The sequence below is a fragment of the Rhizobium lentis genome (assembly GCF_014200175.1).
GTDB lineage: Bacteria > Pseudomonadota > Alphaproteobacteria > Rhizobiales > Rhizobiaceae > Rhizobium > Rhizobium mulingense.
Genome location: NZ_JACHBD010000022.1, coordinates 1 through 18,203, shown reverse-complemented (window position 1 = coordinate 18,203; position 18,203 = coordinate 1). Strand labels below are relative to the sequence as shown.

Sequence of the window (18,203 nt, the reverse complement as noted above, 5' to 3'; positions counted from 1 at the left end):
ACTTTTTACGGAGAAAAGCCGTTCTGTCAGGTGGACGCGAGGCGAGTCTTGAATGTCGTGGAATAATAGGGTCGTCTGGTCGGAGGGCTTATTCCTCCGCCCGCAGCATTTTCAGCAGGCCGATCGTCACGTCGAACAGCTGGTGCGTAGCAGGACGGCGGTTTTGCATGGGTACGGGTGGGGTATCAGCGAGCTGCGGCTCAATCGAGAGCTACTTGGTCTCGGCAAGATCGCCATCGAAGTGGCTCGCGGCGTCTTGGAGGACGGCATGCCCTTCAGTATTCCTGACGAAGCCAACCAGCCAACTCCCTACGACGTTCCGCGGGATTTTCGAGATTCGCTTATTCACTTGGCGGTACCGTTTTATCAACCCGGCGCTCTTGAAACCGACGCTCAAGCGGGAATTGACGTACCTATCCGCTTCGCAGTCTCCACTGAGGATGTTGTCGACACCAACGCTGGCGAGCGGGGCAGCGCCTCCATCGACGTAGCGCGGCTGGATTTTCGACTGCTGCCGGACGCGGCAGACCGGTCTGGCTACACTTGCATCCCAATCGCCCGTATCATAGAGGTCCGGGCCGACGGACAGATCATTCTGGACGAGACGCACGTGCCGCCAACCCCCGACTGCGCCAGCTCCCGGGTCCTCTCGAACTACATCACTGAGATCACCGGCCTGCTTCACCATCGTGGTGAAGCTCTGGCTACTCGGGTCTCCCAGTCGGGCACGAACCGGGTTGCAGAGCTCGCGGACTTCCTTCTGCTGCAGGCGATCAATCGGTACGAGCCGTACTTCTGCCACCTGTCCAAGGCCGCCGTTGTAAATCCGGAATCGCTGTATGTTCTCATGCTCCAGCTGGCGGGTGAACTAGCCACGTTCGCCCGCCTCGATAAACGTGCCCCGACCCTTGGTGTTTACAAGCACGACTCTCTCGCGGAGGCGTTTTTGCCAGTGATCCAGTCGATCCGGGCTTCGCTGGGTGCAGTGATTGAGCAGACTGCGGTCTCCGTACCGCTGCAGCGGCAAAAATACGGTATCCATGTGGCTGAGGTGGCCGACCGCTCTCTCTTTACGACCTCGAGCTTCGTGCTGGCTGCTCGGGCTGATATTGAGGTCGAGCGCCTCCGGCGCGAGTTCCCGTCTCAGATTAAGATCGGCCCGGCGGAGAAAATCACGGAACTCGTCAATGTCGCACTGCCCGGCATTATCATCAATCCCCTACCGGTCGCGCCGCGTCAGATCCCGTTCCATGTTGGATTCAGCTATTTCGAGATCGATCAAAATAGCCGCTTCTGGAAGGATATGCCCCAATCCGCTGGCTTGGCGCTGCACGTTGCTGGCGACTTCCCAAATCTCGAAATGGCTCTTTGGGCCATCCGAGCCGGACAGAACCCAAATTTGAGTTAGCCCACCAATGCCCCTCACGCTACGTGTACACAGCAATAGATGCAGTTTTCCGGAATATCTCGTGCCTGGCGACGCGGCTGGTGGGCTGACTACCAGCCGAGCAGGCAACAGCCTCGTTCTGCCGGATGATCAGCAGATGGTCTCGAAATACCACTGCTCAATCGAATGCATGGCACGGCGATACGGACTGATCGACCGAGGCCGCGGCAACACATGCCTGAGTGACGAGGCTGTGCCGCTTCCGTCAGAGGCGCCGGTCGCCCGGAAAACCAGCGATGTTATTCAGATCGGCGCCTATAGGATCGATGTCGTCGTGTCGCCTTCGATATCCATTGCGGAGAGTGCCGCCGAACCGGAGGGACAACTTGCAGCGACAAGTGAGGAGTTGAGTTTTCTTGGCCCCCGCGAAATGGCCTCGTCGCTCCTGGCGGGCAAGCGCGCCCGGGGTGAAGAAGCGCTGCTGGACCTGAGGGACGGCGAGTTCCCACCATTGCCAGTCTTAGACACTCGGTTTGACGCGCTGGCGGGCATGATGAGAAGTCCGTTGGATATCTACGCAGACAGTGTGCCGGATCGGGCCCCCATCTTGGCGCAACCCAAGGTAGATCAATCATCTCGACAAGAATCATCGGGCGGCCGTCACGGCTTTTCTTGCCGCCTGTGGCTTATCATTGGCAGATGTCCGGAATGCCGGCATCGTAAGCGTGCTGGATCGTGCAGGGAAAATGCTTCTGTATTCCGCCGCGCTGCACAACATTCACTCCGAGCGAGAGCTGGCGAACAATCATTCAGAAATAAGAGTTCCGACGAAAAACCCCTGAGGTTCGTTCCGGATGTCAGGGGGTTCCTCCGCGGAGACCTGGCCATTGAGCATGCCTTCGCCGACCGTGGGACGCATGACGTGTTTTTCGCGGCTGTGCAGAAGGCTCTGTCCAGCGTCCGTGCACGCTTGTCCCTAGCAGGGATCGAGAAGGCGATGGGGCGGACCCGTTCCCTTTTGCACCGCAACCATAAGGCGCGAAACCGGAGTGCGTACGTGCGTGTCTTCAATGACGTCGTATCGAACATCGAAACTGATTTGCTCCGGAGCTTCGGCGCCGACTTCGCGCGCCCAGTGCGAGAGCGTCGACGACCCGCCCGCCGATCCCACGATGAGAGCGTCCGCTCCGAAGGGAAGTGGGCGGGTTGATGATGGTGATTGAGGAAACGATGCCAGAATCCCAGCCACTCGTCCTCCTCCACGCCGAGGAGCAGTTGGCTGTCCCTTCGCCGTCATCGCCAGTGCCGGACGAACTTACCTGGGAGATGCTTGCGCTCGACCGACTTAATCCACTGGTCGCCGCCGCGGCGGCGCTGCTGGGTCTCAGCGCTCAGCTCAAGAGCAGTGCTAGCCATATTGACGTTGAAGCACTGCGCCTTAGAGTGCTGCAGGAGATCGATGCTTTTGAGCGTCGGATCACGCCGCTCGGATTGCCATCGCGAGCGATCAAGGTCTGCAAATACGCCCTCTGCGCGACCATCGATGACATCGTTCTGAACACAGCCTGGGGCAGCAACAGCGTCTGGACGACGCGCAGCTTGGTGGGATCGCTGTTCAGCGATACCTGGGGCGGCGAGCGTTTCTTCGATCTGCTGACGCAATTGAAAAATGAACCGGCCATCAATATAGAACTGCTGGAGCTGCTCTACTACTGCATGAGGTTGGGCTTCGAAGGCCGCTACCGCGTCACTGCGGGAGGAGCCGCAGAGCTCAGTGTGCTGTGCGAAGACGTCTACCGCCTGATCCGAGCAGCCCGTGGTGACTTCGAGCGCGAACTATCCCCGCACTGGCGGAGGAACTCTAATAATCCGAAGCCACGCCGCACAATCGTTCCAATCTGGGCTGTCGTAGCGTTTGGGGCAGGGTTACTCCTCTCGATCTATACCGGACTTCTGCATGCATTAAATGCCCGCGCCGATGCTGTCTTCAACGATCTCGCGACATTGCCGCCGAACGGCGCTGTCAGATCGGTGAGAATCGTATTGCCGCCAAAGGTTGTGATGAGCAGCGGCCGACTGCGTAACTTCCTCGAGCCCGAAATCCGCGAAGGGCTTGTCACTGTGTCCGAGGACCCACAGCAGATCGTCGTTACCATTCGCGCCTCCGGGATGTTCGATTCTGCTAGTCCGGAAGTGAAGAAAATGTTCCTGCCGCTTCTTTTACGAATTGGTCGTTCTCTGAACGATGAGTCGGGAGCAATCCTCCTGACCGGGCACACCGACGCCATGCCGGTGCAATCGCTCGCCTTCCCTTCAAACGATTCCCTTTCGCTCGCGCGTGCGAGGACAGCTGCCGAGATTATCAAATCCATCATGGATGACCCAGGCCGCGTGCGAGAAGAGGGCAGAGGGAGCGGTGAACCGGTCGCTTCGAACCATACGCCTGAGGGCCGCGCGCGGAACCGTCGGATTGAAATCATCATCACAAAGACACGATGAAGGCAGGCCATGCAGTCAATCAAAAAAGCGCTTAGGTGGCAATGGCTCCGTGTCGGCGGGGCAGGGATCGTGTGTGCCTTAATCTTCACGCTCGGACCACACATCTCGGTCGGAGGATTTGCGCCGCTTGACAGCCTTCGCAGCCAGATCGCGGCATCGATGCTGATTCCGGTCGGATACACCGTGATCTACTTGATCCAGTCCCAGCTTTACAAGGTTCAGGCCTATTTTGAAGACCTCGTCCAATCACGAGTGTCGGGAGCCCTGGACGAGGTTGGGGCCGAGCAGAAGAAGGGAGACCCAAGGCCTTCCGACCGAAGTGTGGGCCAAGCCAGCACGCTTGCTGAAAGAGAGCTTGAGGCGATTCGTCATCGTTTCCGCGAGGCCCTTACCACACTCAAGGGGCGCCGCTACGCAGGAGGTATCAGCAGGCGGTGGCTCTATCAGCGGCCATGGTATGTGATGATCGGTCCGCCCGACTCGGGGAAGACCACAGCAATAGTCAATTCCGGGCTCAGCTTTCCGCTGGCTGCAAGGTCCGGTCTGAGAGCCGCCGGTGGGGTCGCGGGTACGGAAAACTGCGACTGGTGGATCACCGATGACGCGGTGTTCGTCGACACTGCTGGGCGCTACACGATACAGGAAGGTGATGCAGACCGGGACAAAGCGGTTTGGCGTGGCTTGCTTCGTATGCTCAGACGCTCCCGGCCACGGCAGCCGCTGAACGGGGTCTTAGTCACGATCGGGATCAGCGAGCTGAACTCGACATCCGAGGAAGTGCTCGCCGATCGCGCGCGCTGTATCCGTGAGCGGCTCCTCGAAGTTTACAGGGAGCTTCGCCTGCAACTGCCGATTTATGTGCTTTTCACTAAGAGCGATCTGCTGGCGGGATTTGTTGAATTCTTCGACGATCTGGGTCGCGAGGGGCGGGAGGCGGTGTGGGGGTTCAGCTTTGCGCAAGAGGCTTCGGAGGACGAAGGCGATCCGATGGCGTTTGCCGCAGCATACGATGCGCTGGTTGGCCGCCTAAACGAAAGGCTGCTTGAACGAATGCAGCATGAAAGCAACCTCCAGCGTCGCGCGCTCATGTTCGGCTTCCCACAGCAGGTCGCTAGCCTCAAGCACCTGACGCAACAGTTCTTGAAGGAAGCCTTTGGCGGGAATTCGTTCCAGGAACCGCTTATGCTCCGCGGCGTCTACTTCTTAAGCGGCACGCAAATTGGCATGCCCTTCGATCGAGTTGCGAACGCCAGATCTCAGACCTTCGAGATCGCTCAGCCGCCCTGTACAGCGCTTCGTGGCCCGGGGCGTGGTTATTTCATCAGCCGGCTGCTGCGCGAAGTCGTTTTCGCCGAAGCTGGGCTCGTCGGTGCCAATCACCGCTTCGATCGGCGCCAGCGGCGGATCCGATATAGCGCCTACACGATGATAGCGGCGGTCATCGTTAGCGCCGGCGTCTTGTGGACGTTCAGCTATATTCGGAATGTTGAGCGGATCGAGAGCGTTCGCCTAATGGCTGGCAGCTATGTCAGAGGGGCCGAAAAGCTGAAGCTCGACCGGGTTGAGAGTGCCGATCTTCGACCCATCCTGCCACTGCTTCAGCGGCTGCGTGATTCTAACGGCGACAGCGCGGGCGACCGCCTATCAAGTTCGGGTCTCGACCAGAGTAAGAAAATCAAGGTTCAAACGCTCGCGGCGTACCGCCGCGCCTTGAACACCGTCCTTCTGCCGCGGCTGATCTTCCGATTGGAAACCTTACTGGCCGAGCGGCACGACGATGATCAGTTCGTCTACCAGGCGTTAAAGGTTTACCTGATGCTGGGTCAGCAGGGTCCGCTCCAGCGCGCGGTCGTCATGAACTGGATGGCTGCCGACTGGGGAGTGATGTTTCCGGCCGAAGCCGATGCCGGCCTGCGCCGCGCGCTCGCTGATCACCTGGATGCCCTCATGGAAGGGCCGCTGCCCCATAGTGAGCTTAACGGCGAACTGATCGAGAGGAGCCGCGCGAAGCTCCAGGCCGTCTCGATGGCGCGCCGCGTCCTCGACATCATCGCGACCAGTCCCGAAGCCTCGCGGGCGCCAACCTGGCGTCTGGCCGACCATGCCGGGCCGCTGGCGCAGGGCGTCCTGGCTCGCAAATCGGGACAGCCGCTCAGCGAGGGGGTTCCTGGCATCTACACGAGGGCGGGGTTTTACGGAATTTTTCTGCGATTGCTGCCGCAGGTGGCTGACGCTGTCGCTGCAGAAGGCTGGGTTCTCGATGCACAGGTAGTCGCGCCGACCGCAGCCGATGATGTGAGCCAGAAGCTGCGGCGTTCGGCGGCGGATCTCTACGCTCAGGAGTTCGCGTTGCGCTGGGACCAGCTCATTGGCGATATGTCTATCCACCCGTTTGGGGGCATCGATGACGCGCTGCGCACCTTGAACACGCTGTCCGCGCCGACGTCACCAATGCGCCTGTTCCTTTTCGCGGCGGCGCAGGAGCTAAAGCTCAAGCAACCACATGTTCCCGAGGACGGCTTGACGAAAGGTGACAGTGTCCCCCAAGGCGAGGTGTTGCCAAGCGAGCTCGAGGCACTGTTCCGCTCTCAACCGGCCGCGGACACGCCTGAAGCTCACGTCCGGCTCTATATGGACGATCATTTCCAGTGGCTGCACCAGTTGGTCGAAGTGCCGTCGAACAGCCAAGCGGGCGCGCAGGCGCCGATCGACAGTGCTCTCCGCGATCTGGGCGAACTGTATCGCTCCCTCAGCCAGGCGCAGGGGCTGGCGGGTTCGAACATCTTGGAACACAACGGGCAGGCGGGCGTCGCCATCCACCAGATCGAGGCGGGAGCGACCAATCTGCCCGAACCCATCCGGCAATGGATCCTCGGCCTCAGCCGCCACAGCTCGGACCTAACCGTCAGCGGCGTGAGGCGCGAGTTGGCGAGCGGTTGGGCGGGCGGCCCCGGCGATTTGTGCCGGCGGGCTACGGAAGGACGGTATCCCTTCGCGCGCGGATCCCGCCGGGATGTCCCTTTGAGCGATTTCGCCCGACTGTTCGGCCGCAAGGCGGAGATCGACACTTTCTTCGCCGAGAACCTTTCCCCCTTCGTCGACAAATCCACAGGTTCGTGGCAGTTTCGGCCAACGAGCGGTGTCGATTTCCCTATCGGCCGCAATACCTTGGCCCAGTTCCAACGGGCAGCCACAATCCGCGACACCATGTTCGAGGATACCGGCCAGTTGTCAGTTGGATTCCTGCTCACCGTCGCCGAGACCGATCCGTTGACAGACCAGGTGGTGGTGGACATCGACGGCCAGCGCCTCGAACATCGACGAGGAACGGCCGCCGCGGCCATGCATTTCCATTGGCCCACGGCCAGCGGCGTCGGCGGCGCTTCCGTCGCTTTCATCGGTTTTCGAGGCGCCATTCTCTCCAAGAGCGGCCATTGGGCGCTATTTCGCCTCTTAAATGAGGCGGACAAGCGGCCCTTAGGAGGTGGGGACCTTATTCAGGTACGACTGGTGTCCGGTGACCATTGGGCGGTTTTTAACCTCCAGCCTGACAGCGTGATGAGCCCGTTGTCCCGCAATCTGCTGTCAGAATTCCGATGTCCAGATTTCTTATGACCGCCGGGATAGCATCCGACTTGCGCTGGGAAGGCCCTATGGGATCACGAGACGCCCACGCAGGTCTGCGGCGGGAGAGGTCGGCATTTCGGTTGCCGGCCGGATCGGAGGCGGTCACGGCTGCGACTGGCGGCGATCGTTGCTTGATCTCGGCGCGCCGCTTTCCGGCTCGACTAGACCGCTGGAGAGCGCGGTCACCTCCATCAGGCAAATCTTCGGGAAGTTGGGTGATCAGATCCTGTCCCATCCTATCAACCGACGTACACTGATCTAGAACAGGAAACTGGAGAGATATAATGGCCGGAATGAAGCACAATAGGACAAGAGCAAAGAAGTTTATGCAGTTGATCGACCAGACGAGGAACAGTGCGGATTTGGAGTTCTGCTTTGCGGTTGGCACGGTTGGCGATCTGCGGAAGCCTGCTGTCCTGGTGAGTAAGAAAAAGCTCAATGGATTGGCACAAACTTTGAAAAGCATGCCTTTTGAAGATGATGAGGATAGTGGTAAGGAGACCTTTTCGCTTCTGCGGAGAGGCACGGGCAGGATGAACGAAAACGGCGTTATCCTCGTCAAGTTGGCTGATGGTGGAAAGGCCGGGTTCCCGCAGGTCCAAAAGGTGATGAAGAAGTATTTCGTGAACTTCCGCATGAGGCTGCCTGACATGCAGGAAGCAGGAATTTTAACTGAAGAAGACATTCAGCAGTTTGAGATGAACGCCGAGGAGAACTCTCAATTTCTTCCACCCGATGACTCTGAAGAATTAAATCGGCCGATGGCGGCACTCGATAGCGCGGAAGGGAACTCCGCAGGGAGTGTTGAGGAAACTGAAGAGAGAAGCAAGCGTGAAGGCGGGGCTGAGCTCCTGGAGCAGCTTCTCCCGGAAGTGAAGGAGGGCATTGCCGCCGCGGCAGCGACCATTTCCAATCACGCAGTAAGTCTCAGCGCGCAAATTGGCGCGGGACAGACCGCAGAGTTGTCCCATCTGACCACGAAGATCGCGGATTGGCTGCAACGTGTGCTGGCTGCGACGCCTCAGGAAGAGCAGGAGGCAACGCTGCACAACTTCGCCGGCCGGCTTCTGTTGATGCTGGCCTATCCTGAGAATCTGCGAAATCTTCAATATGTGGATGACATGCCCGATGGGGCGGGGCAGGGCGAGACAAACGGCGACCGCCGCGAAGAGGTCGTGGTGAATGGGATCGATCTGAACAGAGTCCCAACGGGTGCTCTCGATCAAGACGAGGTAGTAGAGTCCTTGTTCCGTCTGATCAAGGCAAAGGCTCAGGAGCGACAGCTTTCTTATCCGCTAGAGAACGCGAATTCTGAAAGGATTGCGAAGATAGTGTCGTCGCAATGGCCGAAGGAACTAGGCGATGCAGCCCGTAGGCGCGCGGTTGTGGAGCGTCTGATCGCAGCGGTGGTCCCGCGGCTCGGTAACGATGATCAACTTCTGGTCCTTCTTGGCATCACAGACCAGCCCGAAAGGACCAAGTCCGTCGAAAACTCGGTCGAAAGTATCATAGCTGCATGGCAGGCTCATCTCGACACTGCCTTGACGCTGAGGGATGAGGTAAAGAGCAAGATCAACCAGATGGTCGATGTGGAAGCCCGCGGCGGAACGTGGAGGTATGTCGACGACATCTTCCTGCAGTTCGGTGGAGAGCTTTCGGATCAGCTCTCCGCCATCACCGAACGCAACGGTGACGCAATGTCGAGCGCGACCGAGCGTGTCAGAACCACAGTCCAGAAGAAGCTCGACTATCTCAACGGCAGCGACATTGTAGCCATGCTTGACAATCCTCCAATCGACATCGGTCCGGGCACTATAGGGCAGACGCTGCGGGAAGGGCTCGCCGCCATCACCGATGGACTGAAGCGCATCGAAACCTCGCGCGCCGCGCCCGCCGCGTAGTGATCGCCTGCCTCGATGCCGGTCGGCCCACCGGAAGGCCGGCCGAGCACGCCATCAACGGCTGCATCAGCGACGGAAGGAGTTCCGCCGCTCAGGTGGATCAGCGAAGCGGTGAAGGAGCGGCGCACCAACAGAGGCTTCTTCTTCATCGGCTGCCGCTTCAACGACCAGATGCTGCGCACCTACGCCCGACAGATCACGAAGCGATCCAACGCCCCACGTTTGGCGGTGCTGGATGCGGCAGCGCTGACCAACAACGAACGTCGTTTCTTTGCAGCAAGCCCGATCACGCTTATCGACGTGCAGACTGGCGAAGCTGCGGCTCGGCTTGTCGGCTGAAAACTAGAGTAGAGAAGGAGTATTGCGGATGCGACGATACACGAGGATTTCGTCGGTCGGTCGGTCGGTCGGTCGACACCGACGTCGGAGGCGGATTTGCCGTAAACGTTGATCATCACGGCCGCCATTTGAAAGGAAGGATGGTAGTGCCGCTCGCCTTCCTATCAATCCACCCATCCCTTTTATGCACGCATTCCATCCAAACAAACAATTTTACTGGTCAAAACAATTGCCCTTAGAAAAAACGCTGAAGAGCGCTGTGCAGAACGATTGTGTGGAGTTCTGAAAATGGGTCCTCAGGTTCGGTAGAGACTGTGCTGGAAAACGAGTTGGAGCACTCTGTCAGTTGCCTGGCCTCGATTGTTATCACGTTGGACGTGATCGGGCAGAATCTTGGCCGTTGCTTCTGCCGTTTCAGTGCTAATGGACTCTCACAAGAAGCACTGTTGCCTGGTCGACTAAATCTGTGAGTGCATCCCTCACAATGACTAGAAGCCAGAGCAGGCGCGCTCGCAGCCGCAAGGACATGATCTGCGCCTTTTGCAGGAACACCAAACCTCGTGATGTTTTCTTGCGGCTGTCGGGCCGAAATATGAAGGACTGAGTAATGTGGATAGGTTACGTGGCAGTTCTGCTGCAAATGCTTCGGTCAGGGTTTCCGTGCGGCGTCGCAACTATAGCATCAAGAAGGTTGCGCAGCATCGATTGTCGGCAATGTCGCCGAGCCGGTCGCTATTAGTATCGGCTTCGCCTGTGAGCTCTATCTGACACGTCAAACACAAGCTTTGAACTTACGAAAGCCGGCGGTCGGGCCAGAGCGACCTACCTTTCGAAACGGACTGGAGAGCAACATGCTGTGTCTAGGGCTGAGTGGGCGTCTAAGCAGAGTCTACGAAAATTCGTTCGATCTACCGAACAGCTTTATGCACGATGGGGCTGCGGTTCGCGTTCGCGACGGCCGAGTGATAGCGGCTGTCGAAGAGGAACGGCCTAACCGAATCAAGCACTCCAACACGCTACCAATTCGTTCGATTCAATATTGCCTCGCATCTGCAGGTGTTCAGCTCAGCGACATCGACCGCATCGCGTATTATGCAACCGAGGCCTATTGCAACGCTGTGCTCGAGCGCGTGCGCCTCTCTCACCCAAGCACCCCAGTATCGGATGCGAGGCTGTTGCAACGGGCTCGGGGAGGTCGACACGGGCTCTATATTCCTGTGGGACACCCCGATGTTCCATGTGATCGCCATCGTCACACAGATCTGGCCGCCCATTGGACGCGTGTTGGCACAATGCCATGGAGGTTGTCACCCACGCTCCACCGCCGAGATGAACTCGAAAACGTTGGACCCGGAATTGATTGTTGAGGAATGAACTTCATGAAACGCAATGTAGAACAAGAGGTGACGGATCAACTCGCTTATAGGCGAAAGATGTTGCAAGATTGGAGAGGAGAGCGCCTCACTGGACACCAGATAAACCTAGCATCAATAGACCTCAACCTCCTGGTGGCGCTCGAGGCTCTGCTCGAATACCGGAACGTGACGCACGCGGGCCAGCACATCGGGCGGAGTCAACCGGCGATGAGCCGCGCACTGGGAAGGCTGCGCGGCTTGTTCAATGATGATCTCCTGGTGCGGTCTTCAACGGGTTTGATCCCAACGCCGCAAGGCGAACATTTGGCTCAAAGGCTGCCGTCGGCACTGCGTACGATCCGAGAGATGGTGACAAGCCGCAGCGTAATCTCAAAAGAATCGGGGAGGGGGGCAACGCTGGCGATCCCCGATCATCAAGCTTTGGCTGTACTACCGCGCCTCCTGCCGTGGTTACGCGAGCGTGCCCCTCATCTCGACACACTCGCCTGTTTGCCATTTGATCGTGCCGTGCGGGGGCTTGAGCAAGGTGATATTGATTTGGCCGTTGGGCATATCGACGTGCAACTGCCTGGCTATTTTCGGCGCAGTCTTTATACAGACCGCTTCGCGTGTTTGTTGCGCCACGACCATCCAGCGCTGGCGCAGGAATGGACGATCGACAACTTCGCGACCTTGCGTCACGCTGCCATCAGTACGGACTCCCCCGACCACTTCGGCCCGATCTACGACCACTTGCCCAACCTGCGAGCGGATCGTAGTCCCATACTGTTTTCCGGCGTTCTCACGGCAGCGGTGGTAGCTTCGGCAACGGATTTGGTATTGCTCGTCCCGCGCCGCGTTGCGACCCAAGTTTCCGCGATGCTGCCGCTTAGGGTTGTTGATCCACCCCTCGAGCCGGCACCGTATAAGGTCATGCTCATCTGGCACGAGCGGTGCCATCACGACCCGCAGCATAAATGGCTGCGCAAGGAGGTCGCCGCCGCGTTGGAGACGGGAGCGGACTGACACAAGAAGCGGTGATCGGGATGCTCCTGAAGCATCAAAGAGAGCAACCGGGCATTTTGCGCGGGGAGATGACCAAGGCCCCAGCGCTGCTGCGACCGAGAGTGCCAGGCATGTTGGACGAATATCGAGACTTGGCTGCCTATGTGCTCGCGGGGCCTGCTTGTGTCCGGGCTTCTGCTGAGCTGCGGCACGGCCCGGCAGTGGCGCGGATATCTTCGCGCCGACTCTCGGATCGACCATGTTGATGGTGATCGTCGAGTGATCAACATTCATGTCAGCAAGCTCTCCGAGACGGTCCGGCAGTGCCAGACCGTTCGTTGAAAGACACAGCTTGATAGCGGGGTTCTCTGTGGCTCCGCGTTCAAATGTTGCCTTTGTATTCTTCCGGTCATAACAGGCATCGCCTGTTCCGGCGATAAAGAGCACGGAAAGCTGCGGCACTTCATTGGCGACGGCAATGACCTTGCGCCGCTTGGTCTGGCGTCAACTTTTCCGAGACTACCCCAGGCCGGCTTTCGTTGGCGCAGTCATATTTACGGTTGCAATAGTTGCACTGGATATTGCAGGCTGGTGCGACCGCGACATGCATGCGCGCGAAATAATGGTGAGCTTCTTCTGAATAGCAGGGGTGGTTTTTGATCTTCGCCCAGATAGCTTGGTCCATGTCGGCCGGCTTTGCGGACGAACCGCACAATGACGCGGCGCAAGCAGTGGACTTCGCTGTGGCCAGCAGCCGGTTCATGGTTGTCGTGCTGGTCAGGCTCTTGTGCGGAATCATTGGTGGGGACATTGAAGGTTCCGTTGCTGCTTAACGTCGCGGTTCAAGAAGCAAGGGTCATGCCAATGAAAATCACTACTTTTTTTCAATATGTTAGCGTTTTTTGTCCGGTTCCCTCCATTTGCGACCCGACATAAAGTTGTCAGGCATTTGACAATAGACAGACACCGGTAAAATGGCAGCTCGCCTCGAGTGCATGAGTTGAGGAGGGCAGGTCGGGCCGTTCGACCACACCAGGCTTAGAACTTTCTTTCACCCCGATTTGATGCCCGCGGATGGCATAACCAACCTAAGGTGGGGTTAAGCCGAGAGGCGAGCCGCCTGGCCTGAACCCACCCAGATTTCTCCATCGCGTCGATCAGCCGTTCCCGCTCGGTCAGACGCGCACCGATTGCGAGTCAGGCAGGATCGTTCGGATCACAGGCTTTGGAGGAGGCTTCGCCGAGGCAGGCGCCGGCGCGCCCGGCGGCCGCAAACGGGATTCAGTCGACATTGGGCTCTTTCTGGCGAACTCGTCAATCGCATTGTTGCCGAATGGACCGTTAGCTCCCTTCCACACAAGCGCAGAGAGGCACTGGCTGTTCTTGCAGGCAAAATCCAACGGAGCAATGGTCCTTGATTGCGCGAGAGTTGCTGTCCTACGCACGCGGTTTCAAGTTCACAGACGTTCCCTGGGAAGCGGCATTGCGAGGCCAGGTCAAGCGCCGACGGCGCGAATGTCCGTTCGCAGATGCACCGAACGCCACTTTCAACTCAAGACTAGACTTGCGACGGGCCATGGACCAAAAGAAAATGGTCGAATTGCATGATCGCGAAACGATCCGCGACTGTCTCTATCGGTATTGCCGCGGGCGGACGAGGCGGCGCTGCGCAGCTCCTTCTGGGTCGATGCGCAGGACAATCACGGAGCGGATACGGGCTCCGCCGAGGCTTCATTGAGTTCGCGCTTGGTGTCTTCAAGACCGAACCGCCCAACATCCACCAGATCACGAAAGTTCTGATTGAGTTTATCAGCCCGACTGAAGCAGCTGTCGAGAGCTACTTCACAGTGCAGCATGAGGCGGGCCGTCGCAGACAGTCGCAGCAAGATTGCAGTCTCTAATCTTCGCCTGCGTCCTCGTAATAGAGGGGCGTATCAACTCGGCCGGCGGCGCAAAAAGTCATCACGATGACGGCAAGCTTTTATTCGCGGTTCAAATTGAGGTGTTCGAAGTACCAAGACGGGTCATCATCGGATGAATCTGTCTCGACACTGGCTTCACTCGAATGCCCCTCGACACCTGCTTCATCGTCGCTAAGATAGTCCACGGTTTTAGAGAGATAACTCCAAGGTTTGCCTGCGCGCTGCCATCCACCCTTGCTATTCTTTGTCCACTTGTCCGGATGTTGCGTAGGGTCGAGCACCCAGCGATTTTGACCCACGTCAACGAAACCCATCTGCTCTAGACGGGCTCCCATCTCTGGCGAAGCGGGACGTGACATGATTAACGGCTGTTCGCCGTCGAGTTGAAGTTGATGTTCGAGCAGAATATCGCCTGCGTTCTCGACAAGCGGATGAGTAACGCGAAGGTCTACAATCGAAGTGATTCTTTTTCGACCGGGAAATAGTTCCCGCCACGCCTCGTTTTCGATGCTAAATCCATCCTCTGTTCTTAAAAGCCCAACGCTTCGTTCTCCCAGATCATAGCTGAAATATCGCGCGCTGGGCGTATCAATGTCGGTGCCGCCGTAGAGTCGAGCGATGGTAGCCGTACGCAGGGCTTTAGAGGACACGAAGGGCGAGTACTCTTGTGGATTGACGGAAATGTGCTTGATATCATCACCGTAAAATTCCCTCACTTTTCTGGCAAATGTCGATCTGTCGAGCACCTTAATTGGAGGTTCGGAAGAGAGCGAGTATGGCCGCGTTGGCGACGAAGGCGAACGAGCATGGGGATCTGACGTTGATCGGGACGGCATGCCCGTAAGTGTTTGTGCCCCGGTCATATTCTCGATCCACCCCGCCATGGCCCGGGTGCGATCATCTTCCTCGGAAATGTTGTAGCGCAGCGATCGTTCTGAGTTATCCATGGCGGTCTCTCCTGAGAGTGAAAGGTGTGATGAAGCGCATCCTTTTCAGTCGCTTCACATGTGGGAACGGTGCGCTCACATGTCCGGCCTATAAAGCGGATACGTGACTGCTAAGCTTCGATGAAGCGGGGGGTACGCGTTGCATGCGCGGCTCCTGGTCTCGCCTAGAGGGGACTAAACTTCCGCGAACTGGGCGGAAAGACGACCTGCGGGGCCCATATAGCCCGATGCGATCACTGGTTCTGCCAGCGTCGTCCGGACCCGCTCGAGAAGCTGCTCACAGCCGGTTGTCGTCCGCGAGCTTCTGGAGCTCTGGCGGAACAGTGCCGGCGGCTTGGCCAGCCGCAGTGATTGTAGTTGCATTAACATCGCCAGCGTCCATCCACGTTATAGTTCGTCTTACCGCCTCCAGCCTCTCCTCGTCTCCTCCTGATCCCTTTCCTCAGCCCAAGCCTCGAGGATTCGTGAAAGCGTGGTCCCTTCGCCAAACCATCGTCGAAGTCCGTCGGAGGTGTCTGCGCCGCGGCAGGGCTAAGATTAGCTTGAATGTTAGAGGTGTCCTCGGAGGATTTACCGCCCCGCGGGCCTGTTCTGTGTTCACCGTTGTTGGTCTCCAATTGCAGATTACGCATATGCTAGTGCAACCGGACTGGCCGCCATCATGCAAAATCGATATTCCAAAATGCTTTGGAAAAGCGGATCCACGGAGTCCCCTTAGGTGGTGAAGGTTCTGAGGAGTAGGTGGGCATCAGTGGTTTTTCGGCAGGGTCTGGTTGTTCAAGCACAGCCCGATACAAGGCCACTGATGACCAATGAGATGATGGACCTCCGCTCGGGAATACGTCATGCCAAGCTGATAGCTGCTTGGCGGCGCAAGTCCCATCCGGCCAAAGTCACAGCGGCGAAGCCGGGGCGAGTCTTGCGGGCGTCGCGGTAACGGGGGGGCTGAAGTGTAGACAGATACGGGTGCGGGAATGAGCCTCAAAAGTTGAATGATCACGGAAGGCCGAGTGGGTTCTGTAGAGCGACAATCTGGCTGAGTCTCACCTTGTTTGTCGCCGCGCACTGAGGCGGCGAAATCAGAAAGGCCGGCGGAAAGATTGGTTGGAATCGGAAATGCTGACGGCACCCTTCACGCTGCATGTCCCACACATCACTCGAAACTGCTTAAATTAAGGCCAATTCTGGCGGGCTCCGCATGGCAAGCGGCAAGCTGGCGAGCCTCTCAAGCCATGTACCGGCCTGATGGTCGAGTGCAGACGACTGTCGGCAAGCCGTCGCATAAGGTGTTCGGCCATGCCTTGAGGGCATGATCGGATCTGGCTTTTGCATGCTGGGCGGCGGTCGGCAGGCATTAGGATGGAGGTTCCAAATTTGATTTCCGGAGGACGGCATCGATGTACCCAAGACGGAACCAGCCGCGCGATGACGATTCTCGCGAAGTAAGTGAGTGGATCGAAGGCGTGACCGGAGCTTTCGATACGGACGCCTGGATCCGGGACTACTATTCACTGAGACGAGACGTGGAACAGGATCTGAGCGACTTGCGCCTCGGTTCGCACGACAGTGACGCCGGCGATCGTGTGCCGCGTCGCAGATCCGTGGGCGGTTCGATGCGAGTGACGCCGCAGTCGCTGGCGCCGGAGAACTCGTTGAGCGGCGCCCGCCACAGCATAGACGTCTCTCGGGCGGGCTCCAGCAGCTTGCGATTCGGCGGCTCGGGGGGCAAGACATCGAGCAATATGGCGGAGGCGGGCGAAGTCGCCGCGGCGCCGCAGGGCAAACGCCGCGGATTTAAGTCGCGCATGGCGTCAGGGTTCAAGAAGGCGTTCGGATTGAGCAGCGGCAAGACGTCGTCGCGGGGTTCGGGGCAGCAAGACGTCGATGCCGCAACGGAGACTCACGTGGTCTCAACCAAGGTTCGCGTCGATTACGCCAAGCGTGGTCGCCCCGCCGACCGGGACATGCATCCCGATGACGAGTCCCGCATCAACCAGTTCGCGGAAGCAGTCCGAGACTACGAAATTCTACCCGACGGTAGCATCGGCCGAGGGGACGGAAGGGTTCCCGAGGGTACCTTGGCGCCCATTTTAGGTATTCTTAGGGGGTTCGCTCGTTGGCTCCGAGCAGCGAACAGAGATTCGATGGCTTCTCGGTTTTTAAACGATCCAGATTCACTAGCCGTTGATATCGCGGATTATTGGGAAAGCGGTGGGGATGATCAGAACCGTCTTAACTCAGCACTGTCTCATTTCAGGAGGCTCGCGTCTGAGGGGCAAGAACTCCAAGCCGTTGGACCTGGGCCGCGCCTGATGGGGCGCCAGATACATGATCCTTATCCCGACGACGCCCGCGTCATTGATGGCTTGGCCAAGGAAGAGCTGAGTAAGTTCGGACCGGTGCCGAATTCTCAGAAAAATACCAGTAACCAACGAAAGTTTAGCGATTGGCTCAAAAGGACGGGCAGGGGGAGCATAGTCAGCCGACTCACGGGTACTGATCAGCAGCAACAGTCGTTGAAGGACGATTTTAGGGCCTTTACCAAGGATGAAGGAAAAAAAGTGGTCGTGAGTTTCGACCGGCTGCGGCAGTATCTAGGCGCCGAGTCGCAGTTGAAACAGCATGATCCTTATCCCGACGACGTCCGCATGATTGATGGCTGCGCCAACGAAGAGCTGAGCAAGCTCGGATCGGACTCGACTTCCAAGAGGCAAGTTGCCCGGAATATGGCCAGCAATCAACGGAGGTTTAGTGATTGGCTGCGAACCAGGGGTAGGGAGAGCATAGCGAGCCGGCTCAACGGCAGTGATCAGCAGCAATGGTCGTTGAAAATAGATTACCAAGACTTCAGCGAAGCCATGGGAAAAAAACTCACTATGTCTTTCAAGCGGCTTCGGCAGTACCAGCAAGTCGTTGAGGCGAACGCAGCGTCGGGGTTGTCCCCTGAGCAGGCAGGTATCCGGGAACCGGCCGGTCCGAACGGCCGTTCGGATCCACGTGCCGAGTCCAGATCAAGTTCGCCGCTGCAGCAGGTTGATCCACCGATCGAAGGCCGCAGCGGATTGTCGCTCGACCATACCGAATGGCTGGGCGACCAGCATATCCAGACGGATTATGAGCTGCTATTGCAGGACTTGCAGCGAAACGATCCGGATCTCGCCGCCAGGACGCGGCTTATCGATCCCCTGATAGCCCATTATCATCTGCGCCTGGGCGACGAG

The 18,203-nt window shown here is 58.3% G+C and carries 8 protein-coding genes and 5 pseudogenes; 10 read left to right on the top strand and 3 right to left on the bottom strand.

Translation table 11 applies throughout. The features are described from left to right. Positions 1 to 52 precede the first annotated feature (52 nt). The 8 genes and pseudogenes from tssK (at position 53) to GGI60_RS29815 (ending at position 12,134) form a co-directional block, all read left to right on the top strand. Positions 53 to 1,408, top strand: coding sequence for a type VI secretion system baseplate subunit TssK (tssK, locus tag GGI60_RS29850; RefSeq protein ID WP_183919989.1), 1,356 nt, complete (start codon positions 53 to 55; stop codon positions 1,406 to 1,408). A 7-nt stretch (positions 1,409 to 1,415) separates the two neighbouring features. Then, entirely contained in the window at positions 1,416 to 2,597 is a 1,182-nt protein-coding gene (locus tag GGI60_RS29845) for a type VI secretion system-associated FHA domain protein (RefSeq protein ID WP_210314612.1), read from the top strand. Next, positions 2,597 to 3,886 carry a type IVB secretion system protein IcmH/DotU gene (gene icmH / locus GGI60_RS29840; protein WP_183919993.1) on the top strand — a complete coding sequence of 430 codons (1,290 nt, stop codon included), beginning with the start codon at positions 2,597 to 2,599 and terminating at the stop codon, positions 3,884 to 3,886. Before GGI60_RS29845 ends, icmH begins: the two co-directional genes overlap by 1 nt. Positions 3,887 to 3,895: 9 nt before the next feature. Continuing rightward, complete coding sequence (gene tssM, locus GGI60_RS29835; RefSeq protein ID WP_183920003.1) at positions 3,896 to 7,501, top strand: type VI secretion system membrane subunit TssM; 3,606 nt, start codon at positions 3,896 to 3,898, stop codon at positions 7,499 to 7,501. Between the two features lie 296 nt (positions 7,502 to 7,797). Further along, entirely contained in the window at positions 7,798 to 9,414 is a 1,617-nt protein-coding gene (locus tag GGI60_RS29830; RefSeq protein WP_096772076.1) for a hypothetical protein, read from the top strand. 99 nt (positions 9,415 to 9,513) lie between these two features. Beyond that, a pseudogene (locus tag GGI60_RS29825) lies at positions 9,514 to 9,753 on the top strand (SIR2 family protein); the annotation flags it as partial. An 851-nt stretch (positions 9,754 to 10,604) separates the two neighbouring features. After that, a pseudogene (locus GGI60_RS29820) lies at positions 10,605 to 10,931 on the top strand (carbamoyltransferase N-terminal domain-containing protein); the annotation flags it as partial. Positions 10,932 to 11,123: 192 nt separating this feature from the next. Beyond that, positions 11,124 to 12,134, top strand: coding sequence for a LysR substrate-binding domain-containing protein (locus GGI60_RS29815; protein ID WP_183920015.1), 1,011 nt, complete (start codon positions 11,124 to 11,126; stop codon positions 12,132 to 12,134). A 210-nt stretch (positions 12,135 to 12,344) separates the two neighbouring features. On the opposite strand, the pseudogene GGI60_RS29810 reads toward GGI60_RS29815, so the two are convergent. Then, positions 12,345 to 12,924, bottom strand: a pseudogene (locus tag GGI60_RS29810) (radical SAM protein); the annotation flags it as partial. A gap of 765 nt (positions 12,925 to 13,689) precedes the next feature. On the opposite strand from GGI60_RS29810, the pseudogene GGI60_RS32310 reads away from it, so the two are divergent. Then, positions 13,690 to 13,960, top strand: a pseudogene (locus GGI60_RS32310) (nuclear transport factor 2 family protein); the annotation flags it as partial. A 134-nt stretch (positions 13,961 to 14,094) separates the two neighbouring features. Here GGI60_RS32310 and GGI60_RS29805 read toward each other — a convergent pair. Together GGI60_RS29805 and GGI60_RS29800 are read right to left on the bottom strand one after the other, a co-directional pair. Then, complete coding sequence (locus GGI60_RS29805; protein WP_183920007.1) at positions 14,095 to 14,982, bottom strand: host specificity protein; 888 nt, start codon at positions 14,980 to 14,982, stop codon at positions 14,095 to 14,097. 174 nt (positions 14,983 to 15,156) lie between these two features. After that, on the bottom strand, positions 15,157 to 15,345 hold the full coding sequence (locus GGI60_RS29800; RefSeq protein ID WP_183934982.1) for a hypothetical protein: 189 nt from the start codon (positions 15,343 to 15,345) through the stop codon (positions 15,157 to 15,159). 1,034 nt (positions 15,346 to 16,379) lie between these two features. On the opposite strand from GGI60_RS29800, the pseudogene GGI60_RS29790 reads away from it, so the two are divergent. Beyond that, positions 16,380 to 18,203, top strand: a pseudogene (locus GGI60_RS29790) (hypothetical protein); the annotation flags it as partial.